At 74.3% G+C, this 21,022-nt stretch carries 23 protein-coding genes; 15 read left to right on the top strand and 8 right to left on the bottom strand.

Annotation, left to right across the window (positions count from 1 at the left end; translation table 11 throughout):
• Positions 1 to 322 precede the first annotated feature (322 nt).
• The 4 genes from Ae505Ps2_RS09375 (at position 323) to Ae505Ps2_RS09360 (ending at position 3,715) form a co-directional block, all read left to right on the top strand.
• A complete protein-coding gene (locus tag Ae505Ps2_RS09375; protein WP_139318850.1) occupies positions 323 to 1,927 on the top strand; it encodes an LCP family protein in 1,605 nt (534 codons plus the stop codon).
• 98 nt (positions 1,928 to 2,025) lie between these two features.
• Positions 2,026 to 2,682, top strand: coding sequence for a phosphate signaling complex protein PhoU (gene phoU, locus Ae505Ps2_RS09370; protein ID WP_060713545.1), 657 nt, complete (start codon positions 2,026 to 2,028; stop codon positions 2,680 to 2,682).
• Between the two features lie 98 nt (positions 2,683 to 2,780).
• Positions 2,781 to 2,981: a dodecin domain-containing protein gene (locus Ae505Ps2_RS09365; protein WP_020626047.1), complete on the top strand. Its 201-nt coding sequence runs from the start codon at positions 2,781 to 2,783 to the stop codon at positions 2,979 to 2,981.
• Between the two features lie 71 nt (positions 2,982 to 3,052).
• Positions 3,053 to 3,715, top strand: coding sequence for a PhoU domain-containing protein (locus Ae505Ps2_RS09360; protein WP_020626046.1), 663 nt, complete (start codon positions 3,053 to 3,055; stop codon positions 3,713 to 3,715).
• Positions 3,716 to 3,793: 78 nt separating this feature from the next.
• Here Ae505Ps2_RS09360 and pstB read toward each other — a convergent pair whose 3' ends face one another.
• The 6 genes from pstB to Ae505Ps2_RS09330 form a co-directional block, all read right to left on the bottom strand.
• Entirely contained in the window at positions 3,794 to 4,573 is a 780-nt protein-coding gene (gene pstB / locus Ae505Ps2_RS09355; protein ID WP_060713548.1) for a phosphate ABC transporter ATP-binding protein PstB, read from the bottom strand.
• A 12-nt stretch (positions 4,574 to 4,585) separates the two neighbouring features.
• The gene (gene pstA, locus Ae505Ps2_RS09350; RefSeq protein ID WP_043280507.1) at positions 4,586 to 5,659 is read right to left on the bottom strand and encodes a phosphate ABC transporter permease PstA; all 1,074 of its coding nucleotides are present in this window, start codon (positions 5,657 to 5,659) and stop codon (positions 4,586 to 4,588) included.
• A 46-nt stretch (positions 5,660 to 5,705) separates the two neighbouring features.
• Positions 5,706 to 6,650 (bottom strand): phosphate ABC transporter permease subunit PstC, encoded by a 945-nt coding sequence (gene pstC, locus Ae505Ps2_RS09345; RefSeq protein WP_043280504.1) that lies wholly within the window; start codon positions 6,648 to 6,650, stop codon positions 5,706 to 5,708.
• 120 nt (positions 6,651 to 6,770) lie between these two features.
• Positions 6,771 to 7,874 carry a phosphate ABC transporter substrate-binding protein PstS gene (gene pstS / locus Ae505Ps2_RS09340; protein WP_020626042.1) on the bottom strand — a complete coding sequence of 368 codons (1,104 nt, stop codon included), beginning with the start codon at positions 7,872 to 7,874 and terminating at the stop codon, positions 6,771 to 6,773.
• A gap of 200 nt (positions 7,875 to 8,074) precedes the next feature.
• A complete protein-coding gene (mshD, locus tag Ae505Ps2_RS09335; protein WP_075312471.1) occupies positions 8,075 to 8,959 on the bottom strand; it encodes a mycothiol synthase in 885 nt (294 codons plus the stop codon).
• A gap of 16 nt (positions 8,960 to 8,975) precedes the next feature.
• On the bottom strand, positions 8,976 to 9,764 hold the full coding sequence (locus Ae505Ps2_RS09330; RefSeq protein ID WP_020626040.1) for a response regulator transcription factor: 789 nt from the start codon (positions 9,762 to 9,764) through the stop codon (positions 8,976 to 8,978).
• Positions 9,765 to 9,966: 202 nt separating this feature from the next.
• Between Ae505Ps2_RS09330 and Ae505Ps2_RS09325 the strand changes: the two genes are divergently transcribed.
• The 9 genes from Ae505Ps2_RS09325 (at position 9,967) to Ae505Ps2_RS09285 (ending at position 15,526) form a co-directional block, all read left to right on the top strand.
• Complete coding sequence (locus tag Ae505Ps2_RS09325; protein ID WP_075308744.1) at positions 9,967 to 10,797, top strand: DUF2993 domain-containing protein; 831 nt, start codon at positions 9,967 to 9,969, stop codon at positions 10,795 to 10,797.
• A gap of 21 nt (positions 10,798 to 10,818) precedes the next feature.
• Positions 10,819 to 11,250 carry a thioredoxin family protein gene (locus tag Ae505Ps2_RS09320; RefSeq protein ID WP_075308746.1) on the top strand — a complete coding sequence of 144 codons (432 nt, stop codon included), beginning with the start codon at positions 10,819 to 10,821 and terminating at the stop codon, positions 11,248 to 11,250.
• Positions 11,251 to 11,459: 209 nt separating this feature from the next.
• The gene (locus Ae505Ps2_RS09315) at positions 11,460 to 11,924 is read left to right on the top strand and encodes a DUF4395 domain-containing protein (RefSeq protein ID WP_060713556.1); all 465 of its coding nucleotides are present in this window, start codon (positions 11,460 to 11,462) and stop codon (positions 11,922 to 11,924) included.
• A 34-nt stretch (positions 11,925 to 11,958) separates the two neighbouring features.
• Positions 11,959 to 12,795 (top strand): sulfurtransferase, encoded by an 837-nt coding sequence (locus Ae505Ps2_RS09310; RefSeq protein WP_020626036.1) that lies wholly within the window; start codon positions 11,959 to 11,961, stop codon positions 12,793 to 12,795.
• Position 12,796: 1 nt separating this feature from the next.
• Positions 12,797 to 13,096, top strand: a complete 300-nt coding sequence (locus Ae505Ps2_RS09305; protein ID WP_020626035.1) for a DUF1416 domain-containing protein — start codon at positions 12,797 to 12,799, stop codon at positions 13,094 to 13,096.
• Positions 13,097 to 13,176: 80 nt separating this feature from the next.
• Entirely contained in the window at positions 13,177 to 13,410 is a 234-nt protein-coding gene (locus Ae505Ps2_RS31860) for a hypothetical protein (protein WP_020626034.1), read from the top strand.
• A 47-nt stretch (positions 13,411 to 13,457) separates the two neighbouring features.
• A complete protein-coding gene (locus Ae505Ps2_RS09295) occupies positions 13,458 to 14,051 on the top strand; it encodes an FABP family protein (protein ID WP_233147713.1) in 594 nt (197 codons plus the stop codon).
• Complete coding sequence (locus Ae505Ps2_RS09290; RefSeq protein ID WP_075308748.1) at positions 14,052 to 14,666, top strand: allophanate hydrolase subunit 1; 615 nt, start codon at positions 14,052 to 14,054, stop codon at positions 14,664 to 14,666.
• Positions 14,663 to 15,526, top strand: a complete 864-nt coding sequence (locus Ae505Ps2_RS09285) for a biotin-dependent carboxyltransferase family protein (RefSeq protein WP_075553563.1) — start codon at positions 14,663 to 14,665, stop codon at positions 15,524 to 15,526. The genes Ae505Ps2_RS09290 and Ae505Ps2_RS09285 overlap by 4 nt, the downstream gene beginning before the upstream one ends.
• A gap of 3 nt (positions 15,527 to 15,529) precedes the next feature.
• Here Ae505Ps2_RS09285 and Ae505Ps2_RS09280 read toward each other — a convergent pair whose 3' ends face one another.
• Positions 15,530 to 17,227, bottom strand: a complete 1,698-nt coding sequence (locus Ae505Ps2_RS09280; protein ID WP_075329728.1) for a hypothetical protein — start codon at positions 17,225 to 17,227, stop codon at positions 15,530 to 15,532.
• A 43-nt stretch (positions 17,228 to 17,270) separates the two neighbouring features.
• Positions 17,271 to 19,028, bottom strand: a complete 1,758-nt coding sequence (locus Ae505Ps2_RS09275) for a hypothetical protein (RefSeq protein WP_075553562.1) — start codon at positions 19,026 to 19,028, stop codon at positions 17,271 to 17,273.
• A gap of 289 nt (positions 19,029 to 19,317) precedes the next feature.
• On the opposite strand from Ae505Ps2_RS09275, the gene Ae505Ps2_RS09270 reads away from it, so the two are divergent.
• Entirely contained in the window at positions 19,318 to 19,773 is a 456-nt protein-coding gene (locus tag Ae505Ps2_RS09270) for a transcriptional repressor (protein ID WP_051050347.1), read from the top strand.
• Positions 19,770 to 20,894 carry a glycine cleavage T C-terminal barrel domain-containing protein gene (locus Ae505Ps2_RS09265; RefSeq protein WP_075308756.1) on the top strand — a complete coding sequence of 375 codons (1,125 nt, stop codon included), beginning with the start codon at positions 19,770 to 19,772 and terminating at the stop codon, positions 20,892 to 20,894. Before Ae505Ps2_RS09270 ends, Ae505Ps2_RS09265 begins: the two co-directional genes overlap by 4 nt.
• Positions 20,895 to 21,022: the final 128 nt, after the last annotated feature.

The raw sequence follows: 21,022 nt of genomic DNA, 5'->3' as shown, positions 1-21,022 counted from the left end.
GCCGGGGCCGGTCCCCCCGACCGGCGTGCGACGCGTGCGCGGCGGTCCCGTACCGCGCCGTCCCGGTGAGCCGCCCGCGCCGCAGCGTCCACGTCCGCGTGACGGCGCCGCGCCCGCCCCGTCGCGTCCCACCCCGGTGCCACCCCCGGGCGGCGCCCCGCGCCCGCCGGCGCCCATCGCTCCCGGTGGCGCCGGCACCCGGCCCGCCCGCACCCCCGCGGAGGCGCCGGAGACCGCGCGTCCCGCCACCCCGACCACCGGAACCGGCCCGGGAACCCGGGCGACCCCGGCCGCCACAGCGCGCCCGGGCTCCGGGAGCGGAGTGGCCACCGGGAGCACCGGGGTCGCCGCCACCGCGGAGGCCGGACGGGCCGGGGCGGGCGCGGCGCCGTCCCGCCCCGCACGCCGCGGCGCCGCGGACTCGCGCGTCACCGAGGTCGTCGACGCGCTGGTGCCGCGCCGCCGCCGTCGTCGCTACCGGGACGACCCGCCCGCCACGGACGCCTCCACGGCGGAGGAGGCCGCGCCGGACGAGGCCGTCCCCGGCTCCGCGGAGCCGGAACCGGCAGGCACCCCGCCACCGGCCCGGCCCGACCCCCGCGCCCGTGCGCTGCGGATCGGCGCGGCGGCGGCCGCGGTGCTCGTCCTGGTCACCACCGCCTTCGGGTTCGCCGGGCGCAGCGAGGTCCACGCCGGTGTCCGCGACGTCGTCGCCCTCGCCCCGGACACCGACGCGATCCTCGATGCCGACACCCAGGCCGATGACCAGAACGTCCTGGTGCTGGGTCTGCAGGCCGACCGCGCGAGCACCGCGGAGTCCGCGCGCACCGACACGGCAGTGCTGGTCCACCGGCCCGCGGGCGGTGGACCGGCCGTCACCCTGTCGATCCCCGCGACGCTGGAGGTCTCCCGGCCGCCGTGCCGGCGCTTCGACGCCGCGACCGGCACCTACGGCGACACCGTGCCCGCGGAGTCCCGGACCGCCTTCGCCACCGCCTACGACGTCGGCGGCCCCGCCTGCAGCGTCGGCGTCGTCCAGCAGCTCACCGGCATGCCGGTGAGCGGTTTCGTCGCACTCGACCTGGCCGGGACCCCGGAGCTCGTCGACGCCGTCGGCGGGATCGAGGTCTGCACCGAGCGCCCGGTCGTGGACCCGGTGCTCGGCCCGGTCGTGGAGGGCTCGGGCACCGTGGAGCTCGATGGGGCCACCGCGGTCCGCTTCGCCTCCGCCGCGGGCACCGCGGACAGCTCCCCGGCCAACCGGGTCCGGCGCCAGCAACGCGTGCTCGCCGCGGCGCTGGGCGATGCGCTCTCGACCACCTCGCTGCTGACCCCTGGTGCGCCGGGCCGCTCCGCGGCGGGGGTGTCGTCGGCGCTGTCGGCGGACGGGGTCGACGCCGGCGAGATCCTCACCCTCGCCCGCGGACTCGCCCGGTCGGGTGCCGCGGGCGACGGGGAAGCCCCGCTGTTCCTGTCCGTCCCGGTCAGCGACGCCCCGAACACCCGGGGCCAGCTGGAGCTGCGCCGCTCCGAGGCACGCGCGCTGTTCTCCGCGCTGCGCGAGCACGGACCGCTGCCCGAGAGCGCGACAGCGCCGGCCTCCCGCTCCGCGGGTGCTCCGGGGCCGGGCACCGTCGTGAACCTGGTCGACGCGACCGGTCGCCCCGGTGCCGTCGACCGGATCGCCGCGGACCTGCGCGACCGCGGCTACGAGATCGGCAGCGTCACCCCCGGAACGGCCGCACCGGGCGCGCAGGTCCGCTACTCCCCCGACAACACCGACGCCGCGGGCACCCTCGTGGAGGCGCTGCCGGGTGCCCGCCCCGTCCCGGACCCGACCGCGAGCCGGGTGCTGGAGCTCGTCGTCGGTGCCGGTGATGCGGCTCCGGTGCAGGCCGTCCCCTCCGACGACGCCGACTGCGACTGAACCGCCCGTATCCCCCGAACGGGGTATGTCGTCCAGCGTTCACGGCGGGTTCACCCGCCGCGGCTGAACGTTGCCGCTCGGGGGCCTAGGCTCGGGACATGCGCGACACCTATCAGGAGCAGCTGGACGAGCTGGCCTCCGGCCTGGCAGACATGTGCGACGACGTCGCACGTGCCATGGCGCGCGCCACGACCGCACTGCTCGAGGCCGACCTCCAGCTCGCCGAGCAGGTCATCTCCGAGGACGTCAAGATCGACGACGTCCGTGCCGCCGCAGAGCACCGGGCCTTCGGCCTGCTCGCGCTGCAGGCGCCGGTCGCGACCGACCTGCGGGTCGTCGTCGCCGCGATCCACGGTGCCGGTGACATCGAGCGCATGGGTGACCTCGCCCTGCACGTCGCCCAGGCCGCCCGTCGCAGGCACCCGCAGTCCGTGCTGCCCGACGAGGTGAAGTCCTACTTCGCCGAGATGGGCCGGGTCGGCGTCGAGCTCGCGGAGAAGGCCGGGCGGGTCATCCGAACCCGGGACCTCGACGCGGCGAACGAGCTCGAGGCCGACGACGACGCCGTCGACGACATCCACCAGCACATGTTCACCGTGCTGATGGACCGCAACTGGACCCACGGGGTGTCCGCCGCGGTCGACGTCGCGCTCCTCGCGCGGTTCTACGAGCGGTACGCCGACCACGCCGTCGCCGTCGCTCGCCGGATCGTGTACGTCGTCACCGGCCAGATGCCCGGTCCCCTCGCCGTCTGAGAGCATCGTTGGCCCGTTCGGGGCAGTCGATACACCCCACTCGGCGAACGGTCGACCGATCGGGTTTGACGGTGAGATGCCGGGGGCACGTCTGCTGCATGGAACACGCGAGCTGCGTCGTCACCGAGGTCGTCGGGACCTCGGACGAGAGCGTCGAAGCTGCGATCCGGGACGCCATGAGCCGCGCCGGACACGCCCTCGAGTGGTTCGAGGTGACCGGGGTCCAGTCGACCGTCCTCGGCTCCACCGAGCGCTTCCGTGTCGGCCTGCGGGTCGGCCTGCGTGCCCGCGCCGCCTGACCCCGCCGTTCACCGAGCGTTCACCGGTCCCGGGCCGAAGCCGACGCGAACTCCGATCTAAGGTCGTCGCCATGCGCAGGGAGACGCTCGACGACAACCTCGCGCAGCTCCGGTCCATGCTCGACGAGATGGGTCCGCTCGTCGCAGCCGCGTTCCGCGACGCGTCCGAAGCGTTGCTGTCCGACCGGACCCGGCTCGCCGAGCAGGTCGTCTCCCGCGATCCCGTCATCGACGGTTACCGCGACGCGATCGAGCTCCTCGCCGTCGAGACCATGAACATCCACCAGCCGATGGCCGCTCCGCTGCGAGCGGTGATCACCGCTCTGCGGTGCGCCCAGCAGCTGGAGCGGATGGGCGACCTGGCCCGGCACATCGCCGCCACCGTCGTCCGGAGCGGGGACCACGTGGTGCTCGCCGAGCAGGCCCACCCGCTGTTCGCCGACTACGGCGCCCGGGTCGCGGCCATGGGCGACAAGGCCGTCGAGGTGCTCCGCACCCACAACGTCGTCCTCGCCGCCGAGCTGCGCGAGGACGACGACGTCGTCGACGCGCTGCACCGCCAGGTCTTCGAGCTGATGTTCGGCCCGGACTGGACGGCGGGCGTGCCGGCCGCCGTCCACGCCGCGCTGCTGGCCCGCTTCCACGAGCGCTACGCCGACCACTGCGTGCACCTGGCCGACCACGTCGTCTACGCCGTCACCGGCGGCACCGTGGACGAGCTCCCGGTCCTCTGACCCGGCCCGCGACGACGAACGCCCCCGGCCCCCCGCGAGGGGTCGAGGGCGTTCGCGCCGTGCGGACGTACTGCGAGGTCAGCCGAAGCGGCCGGACACGTAGTCCTCGGTCGCCTTCTGCTTCGGCTGGGAGAAGATCGTCTTCGTCTCGTCGAGCTCGACCAGCTTGCCGGGCTTGCCGGTGCCCTCGATGTTGAAGAAGCCGGTGAAGTCGCTGACCCGCGCCGCCTGCTGCATGTTGTGGGTCACGATGACGATCGTGTAGTCGTTCTTCAGCTCGTTGATCAGGTCCTCGATCGCGAGCGTGGAGATCGGGTCCAGCGCCGAGCACGGCTCGTCCATCAGCAGCACGTCGGGCCGCACCGCGATCGCGCGGGCGATGCAGAGCCGCTGCTGCTGACCACCGGAGAGGCCCGAACCCGGCTTCTCGAGCCGGTCCTTGACCTCGTTCCAGAGGTTCGCGCCGCGCAGCGACCGCTCGACGGTGTCGTCGAACTCGGCCTTCGACGCCCGCTTGTTGTTCAGCTTCATCCCCGCGATGACGTTGTCGTAGATCGACATCGTCGGGAACGGGTTGGGCCGCTGGAAGACCATGCCGATCTGGCGGCGGACGCCGACCGGGTCGACGTTCGCCCCGTAGAGGTCCTGGCCGTCGAGCTCGAGCCGGCCCTCGACGCGGGCGCCGGGGATGTTCTCGTGCATCCGGTTGATCGACCGCAGGAAGGTCGACTTGCCGCAGCCGGACGGACCGATCAGGGCCGTCACCGTCTTCGGCTTGATCGTCATGTTGACGCCCTCGACGGCGAGGAACGACCCGTAGTAGATGTTCAGGTCCTTGGCTTCGACACTCTTGCCCATGTCGCGGATTCCTTATCGGGTCTTCGGGGCGAAAATGCGGGAGATGATGCGGGCGACGATGTTCAGCACCATGACGACGAGCATCAGGACCAGCGCAGCGGTCCAGGCCCGGTCGAGGAACGCCTCACGCGGGATGCCGGGAACGGCGTAGGAGTAGTACGAGAACACCGGCAGCGTGGCCATCGGCCCCGAGAACGGGTTCAGGTTGACGCCGAGCGCGAGACCCGTGGTGACCAGCAGCGGGGCGGTCTCACCGATGACGCGGGCGACGGCGAGCATGACGCCGGTCGCGATACCGCCGGCCGTCGTGGGAATGACGACCTTGAGGATCGTCCGCCACTTCGGCACACCGAGCGCGTACGCGGCCTCGCGCAGCTCGTTCGGGACGATCTTGAGCATCTCCTCGGTGGAGCGCACCACGATCGGGATCATGAGGACGGTCAGGGCGACCGCGCCGGCGAAGCCGAACCGCACCGCCGGGCCGACGAACAGCGCGAACAATGCGAACGCGAACAGACCGGCGACGATCGACGGGATGCCCGTCATGACGTCGACGAAGAACGTGATCGCCCGCGCCAGCCGTGACCGGTTGCCGTACTCGACCAGGTAGATCGCGGTGAGCACACCCACCGGGATGGACATGATCGCGGCGAGCGCCGTGATGATGAGCGTGCCCTGGATGGCGTGCAGCGCACCGCCGCCGACCCCGACGACGCCGCGCATCGAGCTGTTGAAGAACGTCGGGTCGAACCGTGCCCAGCCGTTCGAGACGACGGTCCACAGCACCGACACCAGCGGGATCATCGCGAGCAGGAACGCACCCGTGACGATCGCCGTCACCAACCGGTCGGCGGCCTTGCGGGCGCCCTCCACCGCGCGGGACACCACGTAGGTGGCGACCAGGTACACCACCACGGTCAGGAAGACCCACAGCCCGATGCCGAAGCCGCCCGCCAGGGCGGTCGCACCGGCCGCCACCACGGCCGATCCGGCGACCAGGGCCCACGGCGACCACTTCGGGAGGGAGCCCTTGCGACGCGGCAGAGCCGTCGTCGTGGCCGGGGCCTGCAGCGTGCTTCCGGTCACGGTCGCCTCGGTGTCGGTGCGGTTTCGTTCGGTCCCGGTGGACATCTCAGTTCGCTCCCGAGAACTCGCGGCGGCGCTCGACGATGTAGCGAGCGATCATGTTGACCAGCAGGGTGATCAGGAAGAGCACCAGACCGGACGCGATGAGGACGTTGACGTCGATGCCGGACGCCTCGGGGAACTGCAGCGCGATGTTCGCGGCGATCGTCGACGGGTTGCCGGAGCCGATCAGGTTGAACGTGATCCCGCCGGAGACCGACAGGATGATCGCCACCGCCATGGTCTCGCCGAGCGCGCGGCCGAGGCCGAGCATCGCGCCCGAGACGATCCCGGAGCGGCCGAACGGCAGCACCGCGAGCCGGATCATCTCCCAGCGGGTGGCCCCCAGGGCGAGCGCGGCCTCCTCGTGCAGCTTCGGCGCCTGGAGGAAGACCTCACGGGCGACGGCGGTGATGATCGGCAGGATCATCACCGCGAGGACGAGGCCGACGACCAGCATCGTGCGGCCGGTGGCCGACGGCGGACCGGCGAAGAACGGCAGCCAGCCGAGGTAGGTGTTCAGCCACACCATCAGCCCGACGGTCGCCGGGGCCAGGGTCGCCATGCCCCACAGGCCGTACACGATGGACGGCACCGCGGCCAGCAGGTCGACGACGTAGCTGAGCGTCTGTGCGAGCCGGCGCGGGGCGTAGTGGCTGATGAACAGCGCGACCGCGATCGCCAGCGGCGTCGCCACGATCAACGCGATGACCGCGCTGACCAGCGTGCCGAAGATGAGCGGCGCGATGTAGAGGGCGAGTCCTCCGTGCACCTCGGACGCAGGGGCCACGACGGCAGGGAACGCCTCGCTGACGAGGAAGGCCGCGACGCCCGCAAGGACGACGAGGATGAGGATGCCTGCACCCTTGGCCGACCCGGCGAAGATCCGGTCCCCGAGCTGGGTCACCGGCTTCGCGGGAGCGGGCGCGGGCGAGTTTTCCGTGGTGGTCACTGTGATCCCTGGGGGTGCGGAACGCGCTGGGCAGGGGACTCGAGCGGCCGGGAACCCCGGGCGGTCACCATGATGACGACCGCCCGGGGTTCCTGGCTAGATGACATCCGACTCAGACGCTCAGCCCTGGGCCTTGATCTGGTCGATGACCGGCGTGATCTGGCCGCGCAGGGTGTCCGACAGCGGCGCCGAGCCGGCGTTCTGAGCGGCGGTCTGCTGCCCCTCCGGGCTGACCACGTAGTTCAGGAACGCCTTGGTCGTGTCGGCCTGGGCGGCGTCCGGGTACTGCGGGCAGGCCAGCAGGTAGGACACCAGCACGACCGGGTAGGCACCGCCGGTGGCGGTCCGGTTGAGGTCGAAGGCGAACGAGGTGTCGCCCTGGCCCTCGACGCGCTTCGACTCCTCGAGGATCTTGGCGGCGGCCTCGGCGGTCGGCTCGACCGCCTGGTCGCCCAGCTTGACCTTGGCCTTGCCGAGGTCCTTGGCCTGGCTGGCGTCGGCGTAGCCGATGGTGCCGTCGCCGCCGCCGACGGCGGTCACGACACCGGAGGTGCCCTGAGCGGCCTCGCCACCCTGGACCGGCCAGGTCTGCGCGGCCTTGTCGGTCCACACCGCCGGGGCGGCCTTGTTCAGGAAGTCGGTGAAGTTCTGGGTGGTGCCCGACTCGTCGGATCGGTGCACCGGGGTGACGCGGGTGGCCGGGAGCTGGACGCCCGGGTTGTCCGCGGCGATCTTCGGGTCGTTCCAGGTGGTGATCTGGCCCTTGAAGAGACCGGCGATGGTGGCCGGGGACAGGGTCAGGTCGTTGACTCCGTTCAGCTTGAAGACGACGGCGATCGGCGAGACGTAGCTCGGCACCTCGATGACCGACCCACCGCAGCGCTCACGCGCCTTGGTCAGCTCGTCGTCCTTGAGGTAGGCGTCGGTACCGGCGAACTGGACACCGCCCTGGATGAACTGGGTACGACCTCCGCCGGAGCCGACCGGCTGATAGTTGACGGTGGCACCCGGGTTCGCGCCGCCGAAGCCGGCGATCCAGGCCTGCATGGCCGCCTGCTGGGAGCTCGCGCCCGCACCGGAGATCTGGCCGGTGACGCCCGAGCCCTGGGCGTCCGAGCCGCCGCCCTCGTTCGCCGCACCGCAGCCGGCGACGAACAACGCACAGGACGTGGCGATACCGACGGCAGCCAGGCGCGCCCGGGGCGCACGCCGCTTGGTCTTCACTGCAGTTTCCTCCGAGTCGGCAACGAGCCGGTTGCGGTACGGCGGTCTGGGGTGACCACCCGGCCGCAGACGCTAGGAGCCGCCGTTGGACGCCACCCCCACGGAAGATGAACGTGGGATGAACAGGGTCGGCGACCGGGTGGACCTGCATCACACGTTCGACGGAACATGGTCACCCGTAGTCGAACGGTGACAGGGTCTCACCGGGCGTAGTTGACGTCCGCGGCGTGCACGGCGAACCCGAGGCGCTCGTAGACGCGCACGGCCGGGGCGTTGTCGGCCTCGACGTAGAGCAGCACGGTGTCCAGCCCGCGGTCGTGCAGGTGGTGCAGCCCGGCGAGGGTCAGGACCTTCCCGAGCCCTCGTCCGTGGCTGGCCGGGTCCACACCGAGGACGTAGACCTCGCCCATCGCGCGCTCGTCGCCGGTCGCCGGGTGGACCTTGGTCCAGTGGTAGCCGAGCAGGGTGCCGCCGTCGTCGACCGCGAGCAGGAACCCGGCCGGGTCGAACCAGTCCTCGGCCTCCCGGGCGGCGAGCTCGGCGCCGGTCCAGCCGCCCTGCTCCGGGTGCCAGTCGAAGGCCGCGTTGTTGACGCGGAGGAACTCGTCGTCGTCGCGGCCGGGCTCGAAGGCGCGGATCGTGACGCCGTCGGGGACGGTCAGGGCGGGCAGCGGGCCCGCCTCGGTGGTGCGGCGCATCTGCCACAGCACGCGGTCCCGGCGGTAGCCGCGGCCCGCGGCGAGCTCCTTCGCGGCGTCGAGGTCGCCGTGCGCCCACACGTGCGGGTCGGCGGTGACCTTCTCCACCGCGGTGACGAGCGCGCCGCCGATCCCCCGCCGTCGCGCGTCGGGGTGCACCACCAGCTCGGCGTAGGTGCCGTCGACCTGGGCGTAGCCGGCCACCGCGCCGTCGTCACCGGCGACGACGAGGTGCGTCACGCCGTCGGCGGGGGTGTCCGGGCGCAGGTGCATCAGGTACTGCTCGGAGAGCGGTTCGGCGCCGTCGGCAGCGGTCGCCGCCCTCAGCAGATCCTGCACCGCGGAGACGGTGGCGGCGTCGAGACGGGAGTGCTGCTGCGGGTCCACGAGCGCCGACCCTAGGTCACCGCGGTGCCCACGCTCCACGTCCCGGGCCGGCCGAGGGCCGGGCGCCGGGCAACGGCCGACGGTCCGGGACGGGCTCGGGGTCCGCGTCGTCCTGGTCGGGCGGCGCCGACAGCCCGCCGCGCGACGGCCGGACGAACTTGTAGCCGACGTTGCGCACGGTGCCGATCATCTGCTCGTGCTCGCCGCCGAGCTTGGCGCGCAGCCGCCGGACGTGGACGTCGACGGTGCGGGTGCCGCCGAAGAAGTCGTAGCCCCAGACCTCCTGCAGCAGCTGGGCCCGGGTGAACACCCGGCCCGCGTGCTGCGCGAGGTACTTGAGCAGCTCGAACTCCTTGTAGGTGAGTTCCAGCAGCCGGCCCTTGAGCCGAGCCGAGTACGTCGCCTCGTCGATGACGAGCTCACCGAGGACGAGCGCGCCACCTCCGGACGCGGACTCGGCGCCGGGGCGCGACCGCAGCAGCCTCAGCCGCGCGTCCACCTCCGCCGGGCCGGTGTCGGGGAGCAGGATCTCGTCGACCACCCACTCGCCGGACACGGCGACCAGACCGCCCTCGTTCAGCACGGCGATCACCGGCGCGTCGGTCCCGGCGCTGCCCAGCAGCCGGCACAGGCTGCGCGCGGCGACCAGGTCCGAGCGGGCGTCCACCAGGACGGCGTCGTGCGGACCGGCGTCGAGCAGTGCTGCCACCTCGGGCGCCGCGGTCCGCACGTTGTGCGGCAGCAACGACAGGGCGGGCAGTACGGCTGCCGCATCCGGAGCCGTGGTCAGCAGGAGCAGTTCCATGGACTCCCCCCTTCTCGCGATACGCAGACGATACCGGGACGTCACCCCACGGTCAGCCGCAGAGCGACGGGTTTCACGCCGCGATCTGGATCGTTCTCACCACCGATCGGGTCCGATCCGGGGTCCCGGGGCCGCCCATCGGGCCGGCAGCGGGGCTCTCTACCCTGGTCAGGACGTATTCCGATCCTGTGGAGGCCCGGTCGTGGGACGCCCCGTCCGTCGCGTGCTCGTCGCCGTCCTGGCGGTGGCCGCCGTGCTCGTCGTGGGTGATCTCGCCACCGGCGCGGCCGTCGAGTCGGGCATCTCGCGCGCGTTGCGGGACCGGCTCGACCTCCCCGAGGACCCCCGTGTGCAGGTGCACGGCTTCTCGGTGCTGGCCCAGGCCGCGACCGGCCGCTACGACCACGTCGAGATGACGCTGCAGCGGGTCCCGGTCGGGCCGCTGCGCACCCCCGAGCTCCAGGTGCAGCTGTACGGCCTGCGCGGAGACCTCTCCGATCTCGCCGGTCCCGGGCCGGCCCGGTTCCGTGCGGCGGCGGCCGAGGGGATCGTCCAGATCAGCCCGAACGACGTCCGCCGGATGGTCGTCGACGCCGGGGGGCCCGCCGCCGGGGTGACGCGACTGTCGGTCGAGGCCGTCGACGCGAACGCGATCGACTCGGTGATCCTGGCCGGCGGCGACCCGACGCTGCGCGGGCTCGACCCGCGCAACGCCGCACGGTTCGTCGCGGAGATGCCGGTGGACGGGGCCGACGCGCGGGTGGCCGTGCTGGCCGCGCTCGTCGTCGACCACGGCACCATGCGGGTCGTCCCGCGCGACGTCCGGCTCGACGGCTCGGACGAGCCGGTGCCGGACGCGGTGCGCACCTCGATGCTGCGCGCGCTCGCCGTGGACATCGACCCGGGTCCGCTGCCACTGGGCGTCACCGCGACGTCGGCGAGCGTTCCGGAGTACAACGTGCTGCAGGTCGCCGGTTCGATGCGCGACCTGAGTGTGGGCGCCGGACCGGGTACGTCCCGCTCCGCGGGCTGAGCGGGCCGAGAGGAGGCGTCGGTGGACGTCACGGGTGCAGTGGTGCTGGTCGTCGTCCTGGTGGTGGCGACGCTCGCGGGGCTGGTGCTGCGCAACCGGTCCGGGCGGCTCCGGCCCACCGGCGACGACCGCGGCGCGACCGACGGCGCCGGGCCGGGCTGGGACCTGGCCGGAACCGGTCCGGACGGGCGCCGGGCCCTGCTGCTGCAGCTGTCCTCGCCGGTCTGCGCGCCGTGCCGGCAGACCGCGCGCGTCCTCGGTGACCTGGCCGCGGCGGACCCGGGCCTGGCGCACGTGGAGGTCGACGTGGCCGAGCACGTCGACGTCGCCCGGGCACTGGGCGTGCTGCGGACCCCGACGACGGTCGTCTTCGACGCCCGCGGCGCGGAGGTCCTGCGGGTCTCCGGTGTCCCGCGCGTCGACGAGCTCGTCGCCGCCCTTCCCACCGGCTGAGAACGTGTGTGTGATGTCCGGTCGGCGCCGACCGCTGGGCTCCGCGCCGAACGTGAGCTAGGCTCGGTGACGTGAACTGGCCGCTGACCCGACGCCGCACGGTTGATCTGTGCCGCCTCGCCGGCTGCCTGTGTCTGGACTCCTGACCCGCGTGTCCTGAGCCCGGCGTCCCGCGACGCCGAGGTTCCCACCCCGGTTACTGGAGTCCCATGTCCGCCACGGACCACGGATCCGCGCACTCCGAGCCCCGGCTCGACCCGCGCGGGGTCCGCTTCTCCGCCGCGATCACCACCGTCGTGCTGGCGTTGGTGCTGCTGTCCGGCAGCGGCGTGCTCGTCACCGCACAGGCCGTCGTGTTCGCCGTCGCCTCGTTCGCCGGCATGCGGTTCGCGCCGTACGGCGTGGTCTACCGGCACCTCGTCGCGCCCCGGCTGGGTCCGCCCGCCGAGCGCGAGGACGCCGCCCCGGTCCGCTTCTCGCAGACCGTCGGGCTGGTGTTCACCGCCGTCGCGGCGGTCGGCTACCTGTCCGGACTGACCGTGCTGGGTGTCGTCGCCACGGCGGCGGCACTCGTGGCGGCCTTCCTCAACGCGGCCTTCGGCTTCTGCCTGGGCTGCGAGATGTACGGGCTCCTCGCCCGCCTGCGCGGTGGCGCCGCCGCCGCGCGTTCCTGACCCACCCTCGACACGACTCGGGAGAGAAACGAACATGAGCCGCGAGGACGTCCTCGTCACCGCCGACTGGGCGGAGCAGAACCTGGAGACCGACGGGGTGGTGTTCCTCGAGGTCGACGAGGACACCACCGCCTACGACGGGGGCCACATCCCCGGTGCGGTCAAGGTCAACTGGACCGACGAGCTGCAGGACGCGGTCCGTCGTGACATCCCCACCAAGGAGCAGTTCGAGCAGCTGCTCTCGGCCAAGGGCGTCGCCAACGACGACCTGGTCGTGCTCTACGGCGGCAACAACAACTGGTTCGCCGCGTACGCGTACTGGGAGTTCAAGCTCTACGGCCACGACAAGGTCGTGCTGCTCGACGGCGGCCGCAAGAAGTGGGAGCTCGACGGCCGGACCCTGACCACCGACGTCAAGGACCGCCCCGCGACCTCCTACACCGCGAAGGAGGCCGACACCTCGATCCGCGCTTTCCGCGACGAGGTCGTCGACGCGATCGACACCAAGAACCTGGTCGACGTCCGGTCACCCGACGAGTTCTCCGGCAAGATCCTGGCCCCGGCCCACCTCCCGCAGGAGCAGAGCCAGCGTCCGGGCCACGTGCCGAGCGCGATCAACATCCCGTGGTCGAAGGCGGCCAACGAGGACGGCACGTTCAAGTCGAACGAGGAGCTCGCCTCCCTCTACAAGGAGGCCGGCTTCGACGAGGGCAAGGCGACCATCGCCTACTGCCGCATCGGCGAGCGCTCCAGCCACACCTGGGTCGTGCTGCACGAGCTCCTGGGCCACTCCGACGTCAAGAACTACGACGGCAGCTGGACCGAGTACGGCTCGCTGATCGGCGTGCCGATCGAGCTGGGAGCGAAGTGACATGTGTGCCGCACCTGACCAGAACCTGACCCTGCCCCCGAACACGGACCTCTCCAAGGAGACCGTGCTCGCCGGCCGCGTCATCGCCGGTGGCGACCCGGTGGCCGGGGCCTTCGTCCGGCTGCTGGACGGCACCGGGGAGTTCACCGCGGAGGTCGTGTCCTCGGCCTCGGGTGACTTCCGGTTCTTCGCCGCCCCGGGCACCTGGACCGTCCGGGCGCTGTCGCGCTCGGGCAACGGCCAGTCCGAGCTCGTTGCCGACGGGCCGGGCCTGCACAGCGCGGAGATCGCCGTCGCCTGACCGGTCCGCGGGGCCGCCGCCCCCGACCGCACGAACGGGCCCCTCGTACGAGAGCTTTCGTACGAGGGGCCCGTTCGTGCGTGGACAGGGGCATCGGCACGGCACTCGGTGCCCGGACCGGGGCGGCGGTAGAGTGGCCGGTCGTGCACTGGTTCTCCACCGGGCTGTTGATCGCCCTGTCCGCGGGAACCGCCGCCTGGGCCGGATGGTTGCTCCGTCGCCTGTTCGTCGTCGAGCCCGCCGCCGCGCCCGGGCCGGGTCCCGATCCCGAACGGGACCCCGACGACCACCACACCGAGGAGCAGACCCCGTGACCGACCCCGAGCCCGCCGCAGCCGCCGACGAGGAGTTGCAGACCACCATCACCGGACCGGAGAACGCGGCCCCGGACTCCCCGCAGCGCAACCGGCCGCAGTGGCCCGACCTGCCCGTCGACGACGACACCGCCAACCTGCGGCAGGGCCCCGACCTGCACGAGGCCTGCCTCGGCCTGCTCCCGCTCGTCGGGACCTGGCGGGGCACCGGCGAGGTCGTCTACCCGACGATCGAGGGCCCGTTCCACTTCGGCCAGCAGATCACCTGGGCGCACGACGGCCGCCCGTTCCTGTCCTACGAGGCACGCTCCTGGCTGCTCGACGACGACGGCGGCATCATCCGCCAGGCCGCGCGCGAGACCGGGTTCTGGCGTCCCCAGGAGGACGGCTCGATCGAGGTGCTGATCGCGCACAACACCGGCATCGTCGAGGTCTACTACGGCCCCCGGGGCGACATGCGGTCCTGGCAGATCGAGACCGACGCCGTCGCCCGGACGCCGTCGGCCAAGGAGGTCACCGCGGCGAAGCGGCTCTACGGCCTGGTCAACCAGGGCGACCTCGCCTACGTCGACGAGCGCGCGATGGTCGGGCAGCCGATGCAGCCGCACATCTCGGCCGTCCTGCACCGGGTGGTCGGCTAGTTGGTCGCGGTCCGGGTCCGCCCCTGCGGCGGACACGCGGTGCTGCTGGAGGTCGACGACGCCGCCGGGGTGGCGGCCGTCGTCGCCGCCGTGCGGGACGCCGGGCTGCCCGAGGTGCGGGAGCTGGTCCCGGCCGCCCGGACCGTGCTCGTCGAGGTGGCGCCCGGGGCCACCACCGAGCGGGTCGTGCAGGTGGCGCGGGCCGCGGACGCCGACGCCGGCGAGGCGGGCACCGGCACGGTCCACACGCTGGCCGTGACCTACGACGGCGAGGACCTCGCACTCGTCGCCGGGACCGCGGGCCTGTCCGTCGACGAGGTGGTCGCGCTGCACAGCGGCGCCGAGTACCGGGTGGACTTCTGCGGCTTCGCGCCGGGCTTCGGCTATCTGTCGGGCCTCCCCGAGCCGCTGCAGCAGCCGCGGCTGGAGAGCTCGCGGACCGCGGTGCCCGCCGGCTCGGTCGGGATCGCCGACGTCTACAGCTGCGTCTACCCGCGTCGCTCCCCCGGCGGCTGGCGGCTGATCGGCCGCACCGACGCCGTCCTGTTCGACCCCGTCGCCGACCCGCCGGCGCTGTTCACCCCCGGCGACCGCGTCCGGTTCGAGCCCCGGTGAACGCGCTGCTGGTGGTGCGGGCCGGACCGCAGGCGCTGGTGACCGACCGCGGTCGTCCCGGGCATGCGCACCTGGGGATCCCGCCGTCGGGTGCGCTGGACCGGCCGGCCTACGAGCTGGGGAACCGCCTGGTCGGCAACGACGACGGCGCCGCCGGCCTGGAGCTGCTCGGCGGCGGGCTGCGGGTGCGCGCCAGGGGCGGCCGGACCGTCGCCGTCACCGGGGCGCCCGCGCCGGTGCTCGTCGACGGCCGGCCTGCCGGGTCCCACCGGGCGCTGCACCTGCCCGACGGCGCCGAGCTCGCGGTCGGGACGCCGGTCGGCGGGCTGCGGTGCTACCTCGCCGTCGCGGGCGGGGTGGACGCTCCGGTCGCGCTGGGCAGCCGCAGCACGGATCTGCTGTCGGGGCTGGGCCCCGACCCCGTCGCCGACGGCGACGAGCTGCCGGTCGGCCCGTGGTCGGGCCGGGTCCCGGTGTCCGGGCCGGTCCCGGTGTCGGTGCCCGGTGCCGTGGTCGGGCTGCGGGTGCGTCCCGGCCCCCGCGACGACTGGTTCACCGACCCGCACGGCGCCCTCGCCGGTCCGCTGTGGACGGTGACGGCGGACGGGAACCGGATCGGGGTCCGCCTCGACGGGCCGTCCCCGGGGCGGCGTCCGGAGTGGAGCGACCGGGAGCTCCCGAGCGAGGGGATGGTGACCGGCGCGGTGCAGGTCCCGCCGGACGGGCCGCCGGTGGTGTTCCTCGCCGACCACCCGACGACCGGCGGCTACCCGGTGATCGGCGTCGTCGACCCCGCCGACCTGCCGCTGCTCGCCCAGGCCCCGCCGGGGACGGGCGTGCGGTTCACCGTGCTGCGCTGAGGCTCAGCGCTCGGCGTCCTCGCCGTCGAGGATGGTGCGGACCTCGTCGACGGCCATCCCGGAGAGCCGGCCGATCTGCGCCGGGTCGAGCCCGCACTCGTGCAGGCGCCGGACGGCGCCGGCCAGGTCGTCACGGCGGCGGCGCAGGACCTCGTCGAGCTCGGCGATGCGGTCGCGGGTGTCGTCGAGCCGTTCGGTCGCGTCGACGGCGCGGGCCGGGTCCTCGATGAGCACTCCGAGCAGCCGGTCCTTCGCGTCGCCGGCCGTCGGAGTGCGGGCCCCCGCGGGCGGGACGACGGCGAGCGGCAGCTCCTGCTGCTCCCCTCCGGGGAGATCGGGCTGCGGGTCGACGACCGCGTCGGCGCCGCGCAGACGCGCCCGCTGCACGGCCCGGGCGGCGAGGGCCTGCTGCACGGCCCGGGAGACCGGCTCGGGCGTCGGTCGGGACGCGGCCCCGGTGGGCGGGGTCGGTACGGCGGGTGGGACCGGTGTGGCCGGCATCGCGGACGTCGCGGGGAGGTCCTCGGACGCCGGTTCGGTGCGCTCGGCCGACCAGGGCGGCAGCGGACCGGTCGCGGTGTCCTGCCGGTCGACCGGGGTCCGCTCCGTCGCCGGGGTCGCGGTGTCGTCTCCGGCCGGGGTCTGCTCGGCCGCGGCGGGCGTGGCGTCCGGGCCGGGCGCGACGACGTCGGTGAGGTCGTCGACGACGCGCAGCCGCGCGACCGGCCACTCCGGGGCCGACGGCGTCGCCGGGTGGTCCGAGGTCCCCGCCGCATCCTGGTGCGTGGTGCTCTGGTCCGCTGCGTCCTGGTCAGCGGCGCCCTGGTTCGTCGTGTCCTGGTCAGCGGCGCCCTGGTTCGTCGTGTCCTGGTCAGCGGCGCCCTGGTTCGTCGTGTCCTGGTCCGCGGCGTCCTGGTCCGCGGCGTTCCGGTCCGGCGCGTTCTGGCCCGGCACGTTCCGGTCCGGCACGTTCCGGTCCGCCGCGTCCTGGACCGGCACGTTCTGGTCCGCGGCGGCCCGGTCAGCGGTGCCCCGGTCAGCGGCGGCATCGGTCAGGGCGGCGGCATCGGTGTGCCGGGCCGTTCGCAGACCGGTCGACCGGGAACGCGGGGTCGGTCGTGGCCGGGGCAGCGGCTCCCCCGCGGCACCCGACGCACCTCCACCCGACGCTCCGGCACCCGGCGCACCGGCACCGGACACCCCGGCACCCGACGCCGGCGGAACCGCGGCGAGCGACACGGCGGCCGTCGCCTCCGGGGCACGGCCCCGGGCGAGGGTGGCCGCGTCGGGCAGCTCGTCGGCCGGGGCGAACAGTGCCTCCAGCGAGCCGTCGCCCCCGTCGTCCCCGTCGTCGTCGGGAGCGGCGTGCCGCGCCGCACCGGACGCGACGGCCGCGCCGGCGTACGCGGGCACCCGCGGCAGCGGACCCGTGTCCGCGCCGCGCTCGGCGACCACGTCGGCGACGGTCCGTACACGCGCCGGGGGCGGCGGGTCGGCCGGACCACCGGCCGCCTCACCGGTCCAGTCCGCATAGGACGGCTGCGGGTCCGCGACCGTGCGCGGGGGCTCGAGCGGCAGCGGCACGGGCGCGGAGGTGCGGCGCGCACGCCACACCCCCCACAGGACCAGTACCACGAGCACGCCCGCGCCCAGCACCGCCACGAGGGGCAGGACCGGGACCGTGAACGAGCCGAGCTGCATGGGCCCGGACCTTATTGGGGTCCCGGGCCCCGCGCGGGGAACCTCAGCTGCTGCGCGTCCCCGTCGAGGGCTGCGCCGCGTCCGTCCGGCCCTTGTCCCCGGTGGCCGTGCCGGAACCGTTGCGGGTCGCGCCGTTGCCCTTCCCGCCGCCCTGCGACGACGGCTCGGACCCCGACGACGCACCGTTACGACCGTTCTGACCGTGGCCGGCCTGGCCGGAGCCGTTGCGCGCGCCCTCCGGACCTGGTCGTGCCGGGCCGCGCCCGGGAGCCGGGTTCGCGGTCGTCGGCGGCTCCACGTCGGCCTTCGCGCCCTCGGCCGCGGTGCCCTTGTCCCCTGCCGGCGGCTTCTGCGAACCATCCGTTGGGGTGTCACCGGAACGGCGGACGGCGCCGACCGCGACCGTGCGCTCGGCGTCGCCGCCGGACTTCGGACGCGGGTCCTGGACCGGCACCACCGACGTCTTCGGCTCCGCCTCGGCAGGCCGGGAGCCCGACGCGGGCCGGAACAGCTCGGCGGGCTCGGGCTCGTCACCGGGGCGGGCCGCGGTGGCACGCTCGGCACCACCCTGCTGCCCGGTGGGGGCCGGCGACGGGCGCGGGCCCGGTGCGGGCCGCGGGCCCGGGCGCGGACCGGAGCTCTTGTCCGCCTCGGTCTTGTCCCCGTCGGTACCACCCGGCCGCTGTCCCGCGCCGTCGGCCCGGGCGGGCTGCGGCGCGCCGGCCGGACGGCCACCGCCCGACCCACCGGAGCCGGGCGAGACCGGACCCGAGGCCGGCCGGGGCTGGGACCCGGAGTCCTGGCGGCCCGGGCCGGGGCCCGGCTGCGGACGCGGACCGGGACGCGGTGCCGCGTCGGCCGACGGCGACGCCTGAGCGGCCGCCGGTCGGGCGCCGTTCACCCCGGCACCGTTGACACCCGCCGCGGGTGCCTGCGGGCGGCCGTTCGGGGAACTCTGCGGACGCGCAGAGCCCTGCTCCTTCTGACCGGGACGCTCCTGCTGACCGGGCCGCTGCTCGGCCCCCGGACGCTCCTCGGCGCCGGACCGGGAGCCGGGACGCTGCGGCTCCGGGGCACCCGGGCGCGGGCCGGGACGACCGGGCCGCTGGTCCGCGGAGTCGGGACGGGCCTTGGGCTGGTCGGAGCGGCCCTGGTCGGAGCGGCCCTGGGCGGAACGGTCGTCGGACGACGCCGCCTCGCCGGCCGGTCCACCGGGCTTCTGCGCCGGACCGGGGACCGGTCGGACCTCGTGGCGGGCCTTGTCCCCCGCGGCCGGGTCCTTCCCGACCTCGGCGCGCAGCTCGTCGCGACGACGGGTCAGCTCGCTGACCTCCGTGCGGAGCTTGTCGCCCTGCTCACGGGCACGGTCGGCGTCGGCGCGGGCGCGGTCGACCTGCTTGCGGGCCTCCGCGACGACGCGCTCGGCGTCGGCACGGGCCTTGTTGCGGATCTCCTCCGCCTCCTCCTCGGCCTTCTGCAGGATCGCCTGCATGCGGTCGGAGAAGCTGTCGACGGCACCGTGTCGGTCGGAGTCCGACGGCCCCGGGACGGGGCGTGGGCCGGGACGCGGCACCGGGCGGGGTGGCCCACCCGCCGGCCCGACGGCGAACCCGCCGGGCGGCGGCACCTGCATGGGCGGCGGGATCGGCCTGCTCCGCAGCGCCTCGAGGTCCGCCCGCATCCGGCCCATCACCCGCTGCATCCCGACGATGTGCTCGTCGACCTGCCGCCGGTCGTAGCCGCGGAGAACGACGTCGAACCGCGGGGAACCGCCCGGGCGGTCCGCCCCGTCTGCCGTCATCGCCTCTCCTCAGGTCGTCGACATGGGTGCCCTCGACGGGCACGTTCGAGGTCGGCGGACCGACGGTCCGGCGCGACCTCGCCGGTCAGGGTAGTCACGACGACGGGGTCGCGGCGAACCACGCAGCGTGCACCGGTCGTCCGTCGGCGTGGCGGGCCCCGCGACGGACGGTTCCGTGACACGATGTTCGGTCACCGTCCTCGTGACCCGATCCTACCGGGCCACACCGAATACCATCGGCGGTGTGGACAGCACACTGAAGGGCACGTTGCACCGGCGTGGGCTCCGGATGACCCCTCAACGCCAGCTCGTGCTGGACGCGGTCAGGGAGCTGGGGCACGCGACACCCGAGCAGGTGTGCACCCGGGTCCAGGCGACGGCACCGGCGGTGAACATCACGACCGTGTACCGGACGCTGGACCTGCTCGAGGAGCTCGGCGTCGTCCGGCACGCCCATCTCGGGCACGGGGCGCCGACCTACTCCGAGCACCAGCACCGCCACGTCCACCTCGTCTGCCACCACTGCGGCCGGGTGGACGAGGCGCCGACCGAGCTGCTCTCCGATGTGGCGAGTCGCACGCTCGCCGACCTGGGATTCCGCCTGGACGCGACGCACGTGGCCCTGTCCGGCACGTGTGTCGACTGTGCGCACGACGACGAGGACTCCACAGAAGAGGACTCCGCCGAAGGAGCCCCCCAGCAGGACGACACGGCGCCCCCCGAGGGCGCGGAGGGAGACCGGTGACCGTTCCCGGATCCGAGCAGACCCCGGACACCACCGACGCCGAAGGCTCGACCCCCGACCCGGACGACGCCGTCGCCGCGCACCACGGCGACCCGCCGGCCGAGCAGCGGGCGATGGCCCGCTCGGCGGCCGTCGTCGACCGCGGGCACCGCGAGGTGCTGGCGGTGACCGGCGAGGAGCGGCTGTCTTGGCTGCACCTGCTGCTCACCCAGCACGTCAGCGAGCTGCCGCCCGGCACCGGCACCGAGGCCCTGGTGCTCGACGCGCAGGGCCGGGTGCTGCACCACATGGCCGTCGCGTCGTCGGCGGACACGGTCTGGCTCGACACCGAGCCCGGTGAGGGCGCCGCCCTGCTCGACTACCTGTCCAAGATGGTCTTCTGGTCGAAGGTCGAGCCGCGCGACGTCACCGCCGAGCTGGCCGTGCTGTCCGTCGTCGGCCCCGAGACCCCCGCCGTGCTCGCCGCGGCCGGGCTCCCGGTGCCCGATGCGCCGAACGGCGTCGCGGCCCTGCCGGACGGCGGGTTCGTGCGACGGATGCCGTGGCCGGGCCGGGACGCGGCGGACGTCGTCGTCCCCCGCGGCACGAAGGACACCCGCTGGGCGGACCTCACCGCCGCCGGGGCGCGGGCCGCCGGGACGATCGCGTTCGAGGCGCTGCGGGTGGAGTCGCGCGCGCCGCGCCTGCACCGCGACACCGACGACCGCACCATCCCGCACGAGGTCGGCTGGATCGGCTCCGCCGTGCACCTCACCAAGGGCTGCTACCGGGGGCAGGAGACCGTCGCCCGGGTGGCGAACCTGGGCCGCCCCCCGCGGCGCACGGTGCTGCTGATGCTCGACGCGGGCGACGAGGACCTGCCCCGCACCGGCGACCCGGTGGTGCGCGACGGCCGCACGGTCGGCCGGGTGGGCACGGTCGTCCAGCACCACGAGCTGGGCCCGGTGGCGCTCGCGCTGCTCAAGCGGTCGGTCCCGGTCGACGCCGAGCTGACCGCGGGCGTCGACGACCGGGTCTCCCCGGCCACGATCGACCCGGACTCCTACGAGCCGGACCCGGACACCCCGCCGCCGGGCCGTGCCGCCCGGGAACGGACGGGCGGCGCCGCGCGCCGGGGGTGACGCGCGGCCCGGCCGGACCACCGTGGGACGGCCACCGGGTGAACACCCGGGTGTCCCGCACCGGTCCGCGCCCGGGTCCGCCTGTGACGACGGCGGTGCCGCGTCGCATGTTCCGGGGTGAGCAGGGT

The sequence above is a fragment of the Pseudonocardia sp. Ae505_Ps2 genome (assembly GCF_001932425.1).
GTDB lineage: Bacteria > Actinomycetota > Actinomycetes > Mycobacteriales > Pseudonocardiaceae > Pseudonocardia.
Note: the sequence above shows the minus strand (reverse complement) of the source record. Positions and strands in the feature narration are given on the sequence as shown.